Origin of the sequence: Rathayibacter sp. AY1B5 (genome assembly GCF_002932795.1) — a bacterium.
In the GTDB taxonomy this organism is placed as follows: domain Bacteria; phylum Actinomycetota; class Actinomycetes; order Actinomycetales; family Microbacteriaceae; genus Rathayibacter.
On the sequence record NZ_PSWM01000042.1, the window covers coordinates 1 to 14,669 of the forward strand.

Below are 14,669 nucleotides of genomic sequence, written 5' to 3' on the forward strand. Positions count from 1 at the left end.
ACCCTGCGTGCCCCAACTCTGGGCCGGTATCGACGCCGGCAAGACCGAACACCACTGCGTCGTCATCGACGGCAACGGAACCAAGCTGCTCTCGCAGCGGTTCAAGAACCGAGAAGCGGCGATCCTGACCCTGATGGGCGACGTCGCCTCCCTTCCAGGCGGCGCCGACGTCGCCTGGGCGACGGACCTCAACCACGGCGGAACCGGGCTGCTCCAGACGCTGCTCAGCTCGCACGCGCAGCCGATGTTCTACATCTCAGGCCGCGTCGTGCATCACGCCTCGGGCGCCTACCGGGGCGAAGCGAAGACGGACGCAAAGGACGCGGTCATCATCGCCGACCAGGCGCGGACTCGGCGAGACGTGACGTTGATACGCCAGGCCGACGAAGTCACAGCAGAGCTGCGCCTGCTCTCAGCACGCCGGGAAGACCTGGTCCACGACCGCACCCGCGCCGTGAACAGGCTGCGCGCCATCCTGGTCCACTACTTCCCGTCACTCGAGGGAGCGTTCAACTATGCGACGACCCGGGGGCCTCTGGTGCTGCTCACCCGGTACGCGACGCCCGGAGCGATCCGGCGGATGGGGGAGAGCCGGCTGGCGTCGTGGTTGAAGGGGCAGGGGTGCTGGAAGTCCGCGGCCGTGGCGAAGGCTGCGGTCGACGCTGCTCGCGAGCAGACCTCGGTCGTCGTGGGGGAGGAGGCCGCGGCCCGGCTGGTGGGTCGGTCCGCCCGTGATCTGCTCCGCATCCGCGACGAGCTCGCTGAAGTTGAGGCAGAGATCGAGACCGTTCTGCAGGGCAGTACTTCTGCGGATCTGCTCGTGTCAATTCCGGGGTTCGGGCGCAGGCTCGCCGCGGACTTCCTCGCCGCGACCGGCGCCGACCTCGCGGTGTTCGAGACCCCTGATCGGCTGGCAAGTTTCGCCGGCCTCGCCCCCGTGCCTCGCGACTCCGGGAAGATTTCCGGCAACCACCACCGGCCACGGCGCTACGACCGGCGGCTGTTGAACGCCTGCTTTCAAGCGGCGTTCATCGCCTCGAGAAGTTGCCCGGTCTCACACTCGTTCTACGAACGCAAACGACGAGAGGGCAAGTCCCACAAGCAGGCGCTCATCGCTCTCGCTCGGCGCCGCATCAACGTGATCTGGGCGATCTTCCGAGACCAGAGCAGCTACAAGCCCACGCAGACAGAGCCGGCCGGTTGTGGCTCTCCGACGCTGACGGAGGCACTGCACACGAGCGCCCGAGTCCCGATAGCGGGATCTGGACTGTCGTCGCCGGAGGGCGGCTAGGGTCGGTCGCTTAGGCGGTGATCCTCTGGTGGCGGTTCCGGCGGTCTTCGAGGATGACGCTGACCGCTCCCGCGGCGGCAGAACAGCTCTATTCAGCAGAGCCCCACCCGGGCGGCTTTGGAGTAAATAGGAGCAGCCGTCTGCGTCGCGGCCTGGCTGATCGTCGCTGTCCCCGTTGCGGTCGTCGCGCCGCGTCGCCGCGACGTCTGAACGCCGCCGTCACCAACCGCGCCGCACTCCCGAGGGCCAAGACGGAATTGTCGCACCTGGGACAACTGATGCTCGAAGAGCGGCTCGCGCGAATGGCAGAGCGGCTCCTCGATTCGACTACGACGGGTCAGGCTTCGGGGCGGGCAGCGGCACCCGCAGGTCGGTCGCAGTGAGAGGTGTCTGGGCCAATCGGCGGCTAAGCGCGTCGCGCTCCGCTGTGAGGGACGCGATGGTGGGGCGGTCCAGGCGCGGGTCAGCGATGTCACTGAACGGGCTCTCCGTGTCTGTGCGTGCCGAGACGGCGGCCGCGTACTTCGTTGCTGCTCGCTTGACGTCGGCGGCGGCGCTCTCGATGCGACCGCGTCGGCTCTTCTTCCCGGAGGCGAGCTCGGCGTGCTTCTCGAGCGCTTCAACGAGTTTGCGGTGGGCTGATTCGATCTTCTTCGACATGCCCTCATCCTCGCGTGCTCAATCGACAGAGGGCACCTTGACGAGCGCGGATGAGCAAGAACCCGCCATCGGCTCACAACCGGCCAGCGGGGAGCTAGGTCGTGTCGGCGGCGGCCGGTGCTGCGAGGAGGGCTGGTGCGATCAGACCGAGCATCGCGGCGGCCACGACTGAGAATACGCGGAACGACCGGAAGGGTGTTCGGGGCATGGCGGCTGGTCCTTTCGAGCTGGTGGGGGCGCGGTGTGGCCGCGCCCCCACCGGTCGTCTCACTCGAAGAGCGAGAGGGTGAGCTGGCCGGTGTAGTCGCCGGCTTCGACGGTGGCGTCCGTGCGCAGGAAGAGGTCGGCGGATGCAGTCCACTGGCCCTCCTCCGCGACGGCTCCGGAGTCGAGCGCGAGCGCGAGGAGCTCCTGGTCGACGAGGCCGACCGCGTCATCGCCGTCGTCGAGGACGGTGTCGACCTGGTCGCCTTCGGTGACGAGCCCGGAGTCGCCTCCGTCGAGCAGCCGAGGTGTCCAGCCGAAGTGGTCGGCGCCGATGGGCTCCTGGCTGGCGTCGCCGGTGAACTCGCTCGCCGAGCCGAGGACGTACCAGCCGGCCTCCGCCGGGATCTCGTCGGCGGTGCGGGTGTCGGACACGGTGACGGTGGGCAGGGTGCCGGTGAACTGGCGCACGAGCGCGGTCGAGCCGGTCTCGGTGAGGTCGGTCGAGGTGCCGGCGACGGTCATCGCCAGCACACCCGGCTCGGTGAGCTCGGCGATGGACACGTTCACGTCCACGTCCTGGTCGCCGTAGTTCTCGTCGGCGACAGCGGCTCCGGCGACAGCGGTGAGCAGCGCGGCTCCGGCCATGACAGCGGCGCAGCGCGCCGCGAGTGCGGTCTTCTTCACAGTCTTCTCTCCTTCAGGTGAGGGGGTCAGTTGCAGGACGCTGCGGCGTACGGGGCCTGCATGGTGGTCGTTGCCGGCGTGCCGTTGATGGTGGCGGTCGCGGCGACGGTGACGGTCCCGGCGGGGATCGTCGTGGCGCGAGTGGAGAACGCGTGGGAGGCGCTCTTGCCGGCGGCGACGGCCGCGAAGGACTTGCTGCCGAAGCTGGAGGTCGTAGCGACGGCGATCGGGAAGGGGTTGGTGTTGGTCGTCTGAATAGTGAGGGAGACCTTGCCGGCGATGCAGCGGGTCGCTGCGGTCGCGGCGACGGTCAGTGCCGGGGCGGGGGCCTGGGTCAGGGCGACCTGGTCGAGGGTCCAGAAGGCGCTGTTCTGTCCGGTGTAGCGGAAGCGGAACTGGGCTGTGCGGGCGTCTGCCGGGACGTCGATGCGGATCGACTCGTTCTTGTTGGTGTTCGCGGTGTAGCTCTTCACGGCGACTGGGGTGCCTCCGTCGTAGCTGACGGAGACGGCGGCGGTCTGCGGTCCGTCGATGACGTAGTCGGTGGCGTAGGAGAGCGTCGCCGTGCCGGTGCCGTTCAGCGGGTAGGCGGGGGTGATCAAGGTGGAGTCGAACTGGCCAGCGGCGTGGGTCTTGTCGTCCCACTCGTCGGAGTCTGCGACGGCGAACACATCGCGGGCGCGGACGTTCGTCTCGCGCTTCTGGCCGGGCTCGGCGCTGGTGTAGAAGGAGTCGGTCGCGAAGGACCAGCCGGCCCACTCGGTCACGCCTCCGGCGGGCATCGCTGAGTTGTCGATGCTCCAGCCCGCGGGGGTGCTGTGGGTCCAGCCGAGCAGGCCTGCGGCGGGTCGGGTCTCGTCGACGCGGGTCTTCAGGGCGGATCGGAGCGTGTCGAAGTCGTCGGCCTTCAGGACACTCAGGGCGGAGCCGTCGATGTTCCACGTGGGATCCGTCGGGATGCCGTTGGCGGCGAGGACGGTCGGGGCGATGTCGACGATCTTGACGTCGTTGCGGGTGGAGCCGGCGGGGATGCCGGGGCCGGAGGCGATGACGAAGGTCTTGCGCTCGGCGAGGCTGTTGCCGCCGTGGCCGCCGGTGGGAGTGTGGCCGTGGTCGGCGGTGACGAGGATCGTCCACTGCTCGCTCGCGTAGGTCGGGCGTGCCTTGACGGCGGCAATCATCTCGCCGAGCTGGCTGTCGGCACGGTTCAGTGCGACAGCGTAAGCGGGGCCGTTCGTGCCGACGGAGTGGCCGGCGCCGTCGACCTCGTCGAGGTGCACGAAGGTGTTGTCCGGGTTCCCGTTGGTGAGGTAGTCGACGGCGGTCGCGGTGGTCTGCACGTCGCCGCCGCCGGTGCGGCGGACGTCGACGGCTGAGCCGAAGATCGTCTGAGCGACGGGCGACCAGGTGGCCACGACGAGGCTCGAGCGGGTGGAGTCGGCGGCTTCGATGCGGCTGAGGTAGTCGGGGTACTGGCCGAACTTCGGGGCGGTGAAGTTGTTGTCGACGACGTTGTGCTTGTCAGGCCAGACGCCGGTGGCGATCGTCGACCAGCCCGGTCCGGACACGGTGCCTGACATCGGAGCGGCGTAGAGGTTGCTCGCGGCGGTCATACCGTCGGCGCGAAGAGCGTCGAGGGCGGGCATGTCGGCGGCGTCGAGCTGGTCGAAGGCGGCGCCGTCGATGCCGACGACGAGAGTCTTCGCGGTACGGGTGCCTGAGGGCAGCCCGTTGTAGGCGGTGTCAGCGGCGGACGCGGCGGTCGGCGCGACCAGCAGCAGGCCGCCGATCACCGCCGAGACGCAGGCGGCACCGAGAGTGCGGGTGGACAGGGACATCGTCGACTCCAGAGGTCTGTGCGAGAGAAGCGCGGGGATGACCGCGCGCCGCAAGCCTGCCCACATCTGTACCTATGCGGGGGAGGGTGAATGAGTAATGCAGACACGTTCAAGTGTTGTTCACCCCTGAATGGGCGGGCGCGAGTCTGGGAGAGGGTGCGGGTGAACGATCCGCTGCAGAGACGAGAGGCTGCTGCGGGTGCGGTACGGTCGTCCTGATAGCGCCTAGGGTTCCGGGACGACACGGTCGTCTGGCTGGTTCGAGCGGCGCCACGGATCCCGTCATCGAGGTCCGTCATCTCAAGGGACAGAAGCCTGGAGGACCGCTGCGGCGCGCGTCGGCGCGCGCGGGAAGGTCCTTCCATGTCTGCCTACGTCCTCTTCCTCGTGCTGTCCGCGGCGCTCTGTCACGCGGCCTGGAACGTGATCGCGCATCGCGTCAGCGGTATCGGCCTGCCGTTCCTCTGGTGGGGTGCGGTGGCCAGCACCGTGATCTGGGCGCCGGTGATTCCGTTCACAGGCGGGTTCGGCTCCGGCGGCGACGTGGTGACGGGCCTGGCGATCGGCGCGGGTATCTCCGGTCTGCTGCACGTCGGCTACATGGTCGTGCTGCAGCAGGGCTACGCGCGGGGGCGGCTCTCGACCGTCTATGCAACCGCCCGCGGCACTGGCCCCGCCCTCAGCGCCGGGCTCGCGGTGCTGCTGCTCGGCGAGCAGATCTCTCCGGTCGCGGTGCTCGGGGTCGGAGTCGTCGTCACCGGGGTGATCGCGACCGGCCTGATCGATCGGCCGACGGAGCACGCACCGTCCGGGCGCAGCCTGCTCGACCCGAGCATCCTCTTCGGTGTTCTCACCGGCGTCGCGATCGCGGTCTACACGATCTGGGACGCGCACGCCCTGCGCACCTGGGGGCTGTCGCCGGTGGCGTTCATGGTGGGCTGCACGATGGTCGAGATCGTCGTTTACCTCGTGCCCCTGCGGCGGCGGCGGGCGGAGCTGGCATCCGTCCTCCGGCAGCACTGGCTGCGAGTGCTCGCCTTCGGGGTCCTCTCGCCGCTGTCCTACATCCTCGTCCTGCAGGCGATCACCCTCGCGCCGGTCGCGCTGGTGGCGCCGATGCGCGAGATGAGCGTGGTCCTGGTCTCGGTGTTCGGTGCGCTGGTGCTGAAGGAGGGGTCGGCCGCCCGGCGGATCGCCGCGTCGCTCGTGGTCGTCGGCGGGATCGTCCTGCTCTCGATCTGAGCGGAGGGTTCCGGGAGCGACCTCGGGCTCAGAGCCCGACGGGGCGGATGAAGTGCGCGCCTTCGCGGCGACGGCCCGTCGCTGAGACGGTGAAGCGGACGATGTCGCTGCGGTAGCGGTCGTCCGAGGCTTCGAAGGTGCGGCCGGTGCTGTCCCGGGTGATGCGGTGCAGGCGGAGCACGGGGGAGCCGAGGGCGACCTCGAGCAGCTGCGCGTCGCTCTCGTCCGCGGCCACCGCATCGATCTCGTGGTCGACCTCGGCGGACTTCCAGCCGCGGGAGTCGAGGAACTCGGTGATCGAGACGGTATCGAGATCAACGTCGAAGAGGTTCCGGCCGGCTTCTTCGATGAAGGTGAGCCGCTCCAGCATCGTCGGCCGATCGTCCAGAGAGCGCAGGCGCAGCACGTCGACGACCAGCTCGCCCGGCTCGATGTCCAGCAACGCGGCCTGCTCGGCGTCCGAGCGGCGCAACGACACCTGCTGGGTGAGCGCCCTGGGCCGCGCGCCCATCGTCCGTGCCCAGCGGGTGAACGGAATCGAGACGTCGACCGCCTGCTGCGCTTTCCGCTCGATGACCCGGCTCGGGCGTCCGCGGGTCGTCTCGATGAGCCCCTCGCTGCGCAGCGCGGCCAGAGCATTGCGGATCGGGCCTCGCGAGGTGTTCCATTTCGCGGCGAGCTCGCCCTCGGTCGGGACCTCGTCACCGGGTGCGAGAGTTCCGCTCGCGATCGACTGACGCAGGTCGTCGGCGATCGCCTTGTACATCACATCAGCCACATAGGCACCTTACTGGTCTGGATACCCGATCCTGAGCACCGGTACTCGTCCGGAAGCCTTCTCCTCGCTGTCGAAATGCAGAGCGCGCTAGATGGGTGAACACGTCGTGAACATTGGCGAGATAGGTATATACGTAGGGAGCGGGTGCGGCAGAGTTCCTGTCGTCCCCCTCTGAAACTCCCTCGCCTGAAAGGCCGTCATGCAGACCCGCGCCCGTCTCACCCTCTCCGCACTGGCCGTCGCCGGTGCTCTCACGCTCCTCGCCGGCTGCTCCGGCACCGCGACCGCCGGCTCCACCGCCGCGGGCGATGCCGAGGCTGGCTACGCCGTTGACTCGAACACGCTCGTCTTCGGCGTCGTCCCCGACTCCGTCGACACCGAGACCAACTACGAGCCGCTGATGGACTACATCGCGCAGGAGACCGGCAAGACGGTCGAGTACAACGAGTCGACCGATTACGCGGCCCTCATCGAGGCGTCCATCGCCGGCCAGGTCGACGTCGCCTCGTTCTCGGGCTTCACTTACGTCACCGCGGTCAACAACGGCGCCGAGCTGACCCCGATCTCCTCGATCACCACCGCCGAGGGGCAGGAGCCGGGCTACTACTCGCAGGCGATCGTCCCGAAGGGCAGCGCGATCACGGACCTCGCCGGCATGAAGGGCAAGAAGGTCTGCTTCGTCGACCCGTCCTCGACTTCCGGCTACCTCTTCCCCAGCTACAACCTGCTCGAGGCCGGCATCGACCCCGAGACGGACGTCACCCCGGTCTTTGCGGGCAAGCACGACGTCAGCGTCCAGAAGGTCGGTGAAGGCGTCGAGTGCGAGGCCGGCTTCGCAGAGGACAGCGAGGTCGAGAAGTCCGACGCGGTCGAGGTCATCGCCGAGACCATGGTCCCCGGCGCCCCGATCGTCGAGTCGGACACCCTCCCCGACGACCTGAAGGAGCAGCTGCGCGACATCCTCGGCGAGGTCACCATCGACGAGATCATCGCCTCCGGCGTCGAATCGGCGGACACCGAGGGCTTCCGCAGCGTCTTCTACGCGACCACCCCCGTCGACGACGCGTACTACGACGAGATCCGCGACATCTGCGAGGTCACGAACGCCACGCAGTGCCAGAAGTGACCGACTCGCGACGCTGACGAACCCGACCTGGAGAGCATCATGACGACGATCCCCGATCCGACGACCGACACGGTGGTCACGATCACCGACGTCACCAAGAGATTCGGCGCCACCACCGCCCTGGACGGAGTGTCGCTCACCGTCCGCCGCGGCGAGATCGTCGTGCTCCTCGGCCTCTCCGGGTCGGGCAAGTCCACCCTCCTCCGCCACCTCGACGCCCTCGAGGTGCCCACGAGCGGATCCGTCCGGGTCCTCGGCGAGGAGGTGTCCGCGCTCAGCGGCGCACGGCTGCGCTCGCTCCGCGGGAAGGTGGGCTTCATCTTCCAGCAGTTCGAGCTCGTCCCGTCCCTGACGGTGCTCGAGAACGTGCTGACCGGGGCCCTCGCGGAGCTGCGAGGCCCGCGCCTGGGCCTCTGGAGCTACCCGAAGGCGAAGAAGCTGCGCGCGCTGCAGCACCTCGAGCGCGTCGGTCTGCTCGAGCGCGCCTACCAGCGCGCCGACACCCTCTCGGGCGGGCAGCAGCAGCGCGTCGCGATCGCCCGCGCTCTGATGCAGAACCCCTCGATCCTCCTCGCCGACGAGCCCGTCGCCTCCCTCGACCCCGAGTCGAGCGACCAGGTCATGGCACTCATCCGCGAGATCGCTGCGGAGGAGGGCCTCACCGTGCTCTGCAGCCTGCACCAGGTCGATCTCGCGATCTCGTGGGCCGACCGGATCGTCGGGCTCCGGCACGGCGCAGTCGTCCTCGACACCCCGGCGGCGGGACTCTCGAAAGCAGAGGTCATGGAGATCTACGGCCGCGTCGCGACCACCACCTCCGAGCTCGAGGCCGTGCAGAACGAGCTGCTCACCCCGGAGCGGACCCCGTGACCGCCGTCCTGTCGCCGCGCACCGAGCGGCGTCCTGACCCGGCCGTCGCCGCACGCGCTCCGAAGCCGAAGCGCTCGCCCGAGCGGATCGCCGCGGTCCTGACCCTGCTCGCCCTCGCCGGCCTCGCGATCGCCGCCCTGATCGAGATCGACATCTCGGTGCCGCGCATGCTGCAGTCGCTCTCCAACGCGGAGCGCTTCTTCGGCCGCGTTGGCGCGATCACGTTCCCCGAGCCCGCCGAGCTGATCGCCCTCACCGCGCAGACGCTCGGGCTCGTGCTCACCGGCACCGTGCTCGCCGCGATGCTGTCGGTGCCGCTCGCGTACCTCGCCGCCTCGAACACGACGCCCGGGAACGCGGCCCGGGCGACCGCCCGCTTCCTCGGCGTGCTGGCCCGCGCGATCCCGGACGTCGTCCTCGCGATGGTCTTCGTCCTGATGTTCTCCCTCGGCTCGCTCCCGGGCATCCTCGCGATCGGCCTGCACTCCGTCGGCATGATCTCGAAGCTGTTCGCCGACGCCATCGAGCAGATCGATGAAGGACCGCGCCAGGCGATCCGCGCCACCGGCGGTTCGAAGCTGCAGGAGTTCACCTCGGGAGTGCTTCCGCAGGTGCTGCCCTCTTGGGTGGCGACGGTCCTGCACCGCAACGACATCAACCTCCGCGGCTCCGTGATCCTCGGCTACGTCGGGGTCGCGGGACTCGGGCTCGAGATGTCGTACGCCTTCAAGTCCCTGCAGTACGGGCGCGGCATCGGCATCGCCCTGGTGATCTTCGCGCTCTGCGTCGCGATGGAGATCGTCTCGAGCTCCCTCCGCACCGCGATGCTCGGCCGCGGCTCCACGTCGGGGCCGCTCGACGCGCTCGCACGACGGCTCCGTCGCGGTCGCGTCGAGCCGCGGCCCGCGCCGTCGACCCCCGAGTCCGCGCTGCGCCGCCCGTGGACGCCCGCCCGCGCGAAGAACGCCGTCGCCGGAGTCGTCGCGGCCCTCGTGATCGTCGCAGGGGTCGTCGTCAGCGACATCACCTGGAGCGACGCCCTCACCTTCTGGGCGCGGATCCCTGGCGTGGCCGCGCAGTTCTGGCCGCCGTCCTTCGGCAGCTACGACGCCGCCACCATGGTCGAGGCGATGCGCGAGACGATCGCGATCGCCCTCGCGGCGGCCCTGCTCACGGTCGTCGCGTCGTTCGTCATCGGCTCCCTCGCCGCCAGGAACGTCGCTCCGAACCGCACCGCCCGCGGCGGCTTCCGCCTGCTGCTGGTCGCGATCCGCGGCATCCCCGAGCTCATCCTCGCCATCGTCCTCATCGTCATCTCGGGCCTCGGCACCCAGGCCGGGACGATCGCCCTCGCTGTCGGCGGCGTCGGACTGCTCGGCAAGCTCATCGCCGACTCGCTGGAGGAGGTCGACTCCGGACCGGAGCGGGCCCTCGTCGCGACAGGCGCCACCCGGCTCCAGGTCTACGCCGGAGCCACCGTCCCCCAGGGAGCCCGCGCCATGCTCGGCCACACCTTCTACCTGCTCGACACCAACATCCGCGCGGCGACCCTCCTGGGCATCGTTGGCGGAGGCGGCATCGGCTACTACCTCCTCAACGCCGCTCAGGGCTCGAACTACGCCACCGTCACCGCGATCGTCCTGATGATCCTGGTCACCGTGCTCGTCGTCGAAGCGCTCGCGATGTGGATGCGGAAGGTGCTCCGATGAGCGGGCGCTACGACGTCGCCGTCGTCGGGTCGGGGATCGTCGGACTCGGAGCCGCCTACGCCGCCGTGCGGCGGGGCCTGCGCGTCGTGGTCCTGGATCGCACCTCGGAGCCGATGGGCTCGACCGTCCGCAACTTCGGGCACCTGTGCTTCACTCCGCAGTCCGGCGACGCGCTCCGCTACGGCCTCGCCGCCCGCGAGGCGTGGCTCCGCCTCTCGCAGGACGCCGGCTTCGCGCTCGGCCGGCGCGGCACCCACATCGTCGCGCGGCACGCCGACGAGCTCGCCCTCCTCGAGGCGGCGGCCGAGCAGGCTCCCGTCGGATTCGGCGACGGCCCGGAGATCGAGCTCCTCGACGCCCGCGAGGCGGCGGCGGCGATGCCCGTCGACCCCTCCGTCGTCGTCGGGGGAGCGGTCCTCCCGTACGACCTGCAGGCCGACCCGCGCACCGCCGCTGCCGCGATCGTGCGGCACCTCACCGAGCTCGGCGTCGAGTTCCGGACGCGCACGGCCGTCGGACGGATCACCGAGGGCGTCGTGGACACCAGCCGCGGTCCGGTCCTCGCCGACACGATCGTCGTCGCCGTGAACCACGACCTCGACCAGCTCTTCCCCGAGCTCGCCGAAGCCCACGACGTCCTCCGCTGTTCACTCGACATGCTCCGTGTCGAGCTGCCGCTGCGCGCGCCGCTGGCCGCGCCGCTGCTGACGGGCTGGTCCCTCATCCGCTACAGCGGATTCGCGCGTCTGCCCGAGGCCGCGGCGGTCCGCGCGCGGCTGCACTCCGATCGCCCCGACCTCGCGGCGATCGACCTCAACCAGATGTACACGCAGCTGCCCGACGGGAGCGTCGTCGTCGGCGATTCCCACCACCGCGCGATCAGCCCGGAGCCCTTCCAGTCCGAGACGACCGCGGAGCTCCTCCTCGAGGAGACCGCCCGCCTGTTCGGAGCGGCGCCCCGTGTGATCGAGCGCTGGCAGGGCGTGTACGCCAGCGGGCGCGACGAGTTCCTCGTCGCCGAGCCGATTCCGGGCGTCCTCGTGCGCACCGTGACCACGGGCATCGGTATGACCACCGGGCTCGGTCTCGCCGAGACCACCCTCGCGGACCGCTTCGACAGCACCGCACCCGTCCTCGTCACCTCGGAAGGCCGCTGATGACCACCCTCACTCCCACCGCCCTCGGTCCCGCCCTCGCCGCCATCGAGCTCGTCGTGCTCGACATGGCCGGCACGACCGTCTCCGACGACGGCGTCGTCGAGCAGGCGTTCCAGCGCGCCGCCGAGCGCACCGGCGTCGCCGACCGCCTGCCCTGGTCCGAGGCGCTCGACTACGTCCGCGAGACCATGGGGCAGTCCAAGATCGACGTGTTCACCCACCTCGCGGGCGGTGACGTCGCCGCCGCCGAGCGCGCTACCGCGGCGTTCGAGGACGCCTACGCCGAGCTGATCCTCGAAGGCGCCGCGGCGCCGATCCCCGGCGCCGAGGACCTGCTCCGGGAGCTGCGCACCGCGGGGGTCGGCGTGGCGCTGACCACCGGCTTCGCTCCGGTCACCCGCGACGCGATCCTCGACGCGCTCGGCTGGCGCGACCTCGTCGGCATCGCCCTCTCACCGGCCGACGCCGGCCGAGGCCGCCCCGCACCCGACCTCGTCCTGACCGCCGCCCTGCGCGCGCAGGTCAGCGCGATGAGCGCCGTCGCGGTGATCGGCGACACCGCGAGCGACGTCCTCTCCGGCCTGCGCGCGGGAGCCGGTCTCGTCGTCGGCGTCCTCAGCGGAGCGCACGACCGCGCGCGCCTGGACGGCGCGGGAGCCCACGCCGTGATCGACGACGTCACCGATCTGCGCACGCTCGACCTCCGATGAGAACCGCCACAGCGCCCGCCCCGATCGACCCCGCATCGCGGCGCGTAGAGCTCCGCCCCTCCGCTACTGCGATGGTGTGGCTCGCTCCCGACCGGCCGCACGAGCGCGCCGCCTTCGTCAGCGTTCGCCTCGGCACGGGCGATGTGCTGGTCGAGATCGAGCTCGCCACGATCTGCGGCTCCGATGTGCACACGGTCCACGGGGACCGCACTGCGCCCGCACCACTCGTCCTCGGGCACGAGCAGCTCGGCCGTATTGTCGAGCTCGGCGCCGGCAGTCCCCGCGCGCACGACGGCGCGCTGCTCGCCGTCGGCGACCGCGTGCTCTGGTCGATCGCTGCGAGCTGCGGCGCCTGCGACCGCTGCAGAAGTGGACTCCCGCAGAAGTGCCGCACCCTGCGCAAGTACGGCCACGAGCGGATGAGTGACGCTTGGGCTCTCTCGGGCGGCTTCGCCACCCACGCGCACGTCGTCGCCGGCACCCCGATCATCCGAGTACCCGAGGACGTGCCCGCGACCGTCCTCGCGCCCGTCTCCTGCGGCACGGCGACAGCGTGGGCCGCCCTAGCTGCCGCCGAGGCCGTACATCCACTCAATGGTGCCCGGCTGCTGATCAGCGGCGCGGGCCTCATCGGACTCACCGCGGCCGCGATGGCGACCGACCGCGGTGCTACCGTCACCCTCGCTGAACCTCATCCCGGCCGACGTGCCCTCGCCGAGCGCTTCGGCGCCCACACCCTGCCTCCCGAGGACCTCACCGGTGAGTTCGACGTCATCCTCGAGGCCTCCGGCGCGCGCCCAGCGGTCACCTCCGCGCTCACCAGGGCTACCACTGGCGGCGTCGTCGTGCTGATCGGCAGCGTCTTCCCGACCGAGCCGATCCCCCTCGATCCAGAGCGCATCGTCCGCGGACTGCTCACCGTCCGCGGCGCGCACAACTACACGGCGGACCACCTCTCCGCAGCTGCCGCCTACATCGTAGATCGCTGGCAGGCATGGCCCTTCGCCGACCTCGTCGGAGAGACGGTCTCCCTACCTGACCTCGATGAAGGAATCAGACGAGCTTCCAACGGTCCTGTACGCATCGGCGTGAAGCCGACCTGAGGTCAGCTAAGCCACATTCCGGATGGTCCCGAGAACGATCGTTTACGAGACGGTCGAGCAGCGCGGCGGTCCAATCGGCGCGCCGTGTTCCACGGCCCGTGTCCGAGAGCTATGACCCGCAACCTACGTTCGCAGTACAGTCAGGCCTATGGCTTCGATCGGATACGCGCGCGTCTCGACCAGAGACCAGAACCCCGACGCTCAGACCGATGCGCTCACGGCAGCCGGCTGCGAGAAGGTGTTCGTCGAGCACGCCTCCGGAGTACTCGCGAAGCGTCCCGCGCTCGAGGACGCTCTCGACTACCTCCGCGAGGGTGACTCCCTCGTCGTGACGAAGCTCGATCGCCTCGGCCGGTCCGTGCGGAACTTGAAAGAGGTAGCCGACGGCCTCCAGCAGCGCGGCGTCGGACTGAAGGCGCTGTCTCAGGGCATCGACACCACCACTCCGGGCGGCCGGCTGTTCTTCCACATGCTCGCCGCGATCGCGGAGTTCGAGCACGACCTCATCGTGGAGCGAACCCACGACGGCCTTGCCGCCGCTCGAGCTCGCGGACGTAAGGGCGGCGGGCGCTTCAAGATGACGCCGACGAAGGCGAAACAGGCGCGTGCGATGTACGACGAGAAGACCTACACGGTCCAGCAGATCGCCGACACCTTCGGCGTGTCTCGCGGCACCATCTACCGCCACCTCACCGAAGACCACTGAGAGCCGCCGCGACGAGCGTCGCGGTTCACAGACCCGAGCGAACACCGGCCTCTGGCCGGCGGCGGTGTTGAGCGCTGTGCGCATTTTTGCCTGGAAGCCTTCGGCAGCGTACGGGCCTCCGGCGTCCACGCAAGCCGCTGCGCGGCCGGCTCCTCCGAGGTTCTCGCCACGCGGTCGCTGCGCTCCCTCACATCGCGCCAACAACCTCTCCTCCGCCGCCCTCCGGGTTGCGCTCCCGCCTCCGCCCCTGCTCGGCACTACGTGCCTTCCAGGCAAAAAAACGCTGGGAGAGAAGGAAGAACGACCGAGCCAGACCACCCCCCGCTGGCTTGACAAACCTGATTGAGAATCACGGCAAAAAAATGATGAGGAAGAGGAAGAACATGCAGCAGATCACCACCGTCAGCACCTTCGTCCCGGCCGCGAACGAGGACGGGATGCAGAGCCAGTTGCGCCGGATCGCCGAGCGCGACGTCGACCTCTCAGGTCTGGCACGGGGCGGGTGGGCGCTGGCACACACCGCCACGATCCCCGGCCCCGAGGGCGTCATGTTCGTGGACACCCTCACCCCCACCGAATCCTGACCCG

13 protein-coding genes and 1 pseudogene are annotated in these 14,669 nt (G+C 69.8%); 10 read left to right on the plus strand and 4 right to left on the minus strand.

The window, feature by feature from the left end; all coding sequences use genetic code 11:
• Positions 1–7 precede the first annotated feature (7 nt).
• Positions 8–1,198: pseudogene (locus tag C5D44_RS17150) on the plus strand (IS110 family transposase); the annotation flags it as partial.
• A 420-nt stretch (positions 1,199–1,618) separates the two neighbouring features.
• On the opposite strand, the gene C5D44_RS17155 reads toward C5D44_RS17150, so the two are convergent.
• The 3 genes from C5D44_RS17155 to C5D44_RS17165 form a co-directional block, all read right to left on the minus strand.
• Entirely contained in the window at positions 1,619–1,951 is a 333-nt protein-coding gene (locus C5D44_RS17155; RefSeq protein WP_104282350.1) for a hypothetical protein, read from the minus strand.
• Positions 1,952–2,218: 267 nt separating this feature from the next.
• Positions 2,219–2,842, minus strand: coding sequence for a hypothetical protein (locus tag C5D44_RS17160; RefSeq protein ID WP_258068031.1), 624 nt, complete (start codon positions 2,840–2,842; stop codon positions 2,219–2,221).
• Between the two features lie 26 nt (positions 2,843–2,868).
• Positions 2,869–4,680, minus strand: coding sequence for an alkaline phosphatase family protein (locus C5D44_RS17165; RefSeq protein ID WP_258068032.1), 1,812 nt, complete (start codon positions 4,678–4,680; stop codon positions 2,869–2,871).
• A 363-nt stretch (positions 4,681–5,043) separates the two neighbouring features.
• On the opposite strand from C5D44_RS17165, the gene C5D44_RS17170 reads away from it, so the two are divergent.
• Entirely contained in the window at positions 5,044–5,922 is an 879-nt protein-coding gene (locus C5D44_RS17170; protein WP_104282351.1) for an EamA family transporter, read from the plus strand.
• Between the two features lie 28 nt (positions 5,923–5,950).
• On the opposite strand, the gene C5D44_RS17175 is transcribed toward C5D44_RS17170, so the two are convergent.
• Positions 5,951–6,700 carry a GntR family transcriptional regulator gene (locus tag C5D44_RS17175; RefSeq protein WP_258068033.1) on the minus strand — a complete coding sequence of 250 codons (750 nt, stop codon included), beginning with the start codon at positions 6,698–6,700 and terminating at the stop codon, positions 5,951–5,953.
• Between the two features lie 199 nt (positions 6,701–6,899).
• Here C5D44_RS17175 and C5D44_RS17180 point away from each other — a divergent pair, with 199 nt between their 5' ends.
• The 8 genes from C5D44_RS17180 to C5D44_RS17215 all read left to right on the plus strand — a co-directional run bounded on the left by C5D44_RS17180 (position 6,900) and on the right by C5D44_RS17215 (position 14,665).
• Entirely contained in the window at positions 6,900–7,826 is a 927-nt protein-coding gene (locus C5D44_RS17180) for a phosphate/phosphite/phosphonate ABC transporter substrate-binding protein (protein WP_104282353.1), read from the plus strand.
• A gap of 39 nt (positions 7,827–7,865) precedes the next feature.
• Positions 7,866–8,696 (plus strand): phosphonate ABC transporter ATP-binding protein, encoded by an 831-nt coding sequence (phnC, locus tag C5D44_RS17185; RefSeq protein ID WP_104282354.1) that lies wholly within the window; start codon positions 7,866–7,868, stop codon positions 8,694–8,696.
• On the plus strand, positions 8,693–10,405 hold the full coding sequence (phnE, locus tag C5D44_RS17190) for a phosphonate ABC transporter, permease protein PhnE (RefSeq protein WP_104282355.1): 1,713 nt from the start codon (positions 8,693–8,695) through the stop codon (positions 10,403–10,405). Before phnC ends, phnE begins: the two co-directional genes overlap by 4 nt.
• Positions 10,402–11,562, plus strand: a complete 1,161-nt coding sequence (locus C5D44_RS17195) for a TIGR03364 family FAD-dependent oxidoreductase (protein ID WP_104282356.1) — start codon at positions 10,402–10,404, stop codon at positions 11,560–11,562. Before phnE ends, C5D44_RS17195 begins: the two co-directional genes overlap by 4 nt.
• The gene (locus C5D44_RS17200) at positions 11,562–12,272 is read left to right on the plus strand and encodes an HAD-IA family hydrolase (protein ID WP_104282357.1); all 711 of its coding nucleotides are present in this window, start codon (positions 11,562–11,564) and stop codon (positions 12,270–12,272) included. Before C5D44_RS17195 ends, C5D44_RS17200 begins: the two co-directional genes overlap by 1 nt.
• Positions 12,273–12,343: 71 nt before the next feature.
• Positions 12,344–13,375 carry a zinc-binding dehydrogenase gene (locus tag C5D44_RS17205; protein WP_258068034.1) on the plus strand — a complete coding sequence of 344 codons (1,032 nt, stop codon included), beginning with the start codon at positions 12,344–12,346 and terminating at the stop codon, positions 13,373–13,375.
• Between the two features lie 148 nt (positions 13,376–13,523).
• Complete coding sequence (locus C5D44_RS17210) at positions 13,524–14,081, plus strand: recombinase family protein (protein ID WP_104256092.1); 558 nt, start codon at positions 13,524–13,526, stop codon at positions 14,079–14,081.
• A 383-nt stretch (positions 14,082–14,464) separates the two neighbouring features.
• Positions 14,465–14,665, plus strand: coding sequence for a hypothetical protein (locus C5D44_RS17215; RefSeq protein WP_104269744.1), 201 nt, complete (start codon positions 14,465–14,467; stop codon positions 14,663–14,665).
• The last annotated feature ends 4 nt before the right edge of the window (positions 14,666–14,669 follow it).

Coding starts and splice junctions, on each gene's coding strand:
- C5D44_RS17155 (WP_104282350.1), bottom strand. CDS start 1,951: ATGTCGAAGAAGATCGAATCAGCCCACCGCAAACTCGTTGAAGCGCTC.
- C5D44_RS17165 (WP_258068032.1), bottom strand. CDS start 4,680: ATGTCCCTGTCCACCCGCACTCTCGGTGCCGCCTGCGTCTCGGCGGTG.
- C5D44_RS17170 (WP_104282351.1), top strand. CDS start 5,044: ATGTCTGCCTACGTCCTCTTCCTCGTGCTGTCCGCGGCGCTCTGTCAC.
- C5D44_RS17180 (WP_104282353.1), top strand. CDS start 6,900: ATGCAGACCCGCGCCCGTCTCACCCTCTCCGCACTGGCCGTCGCCGGT.
- phnC (WP_104282354.1), top strand. CDS start 7,866: ATGACGACGATCCCCGATCCGACGACCGACACGGTGGTCACGATCACC.
- C5D44_RS17195 (WP_104282356.1), top strand. CDS start 10,402: ATGAGCGGGCGCTACGACGTCGCCGTCGTCGGGTCGGGGATCGTCGGA.
- C5D44_RS17200 (WP_104282357.1), top strand. CDS start 11,562: ATGACCACCCTCACTCCCACCGCCCTCGGTCCCGCCCTCGCCGCCATC.
- C5D44_RS17205 (WP_258068034.1), top strand. CDS start 12,344: ATGGTGTGGCTCGCTCCCGACCGGCCGCACGAGCGCGCCGCCTTCGTC.
- C5D44_RS17210 (WP_104256092.1), top strand. CDS start 13,524: ATGGCTTCGATCGGATACGCGCGCGTCTCGACCAGAGACCAGAACCCC.
- C5D44_RS17215 (WP_104269744.1), top strand. CDS start 14,465: ATGCAGCAGATCACCACCGTCAGCACCTTCGTCCCGGCCGCGAACGAG.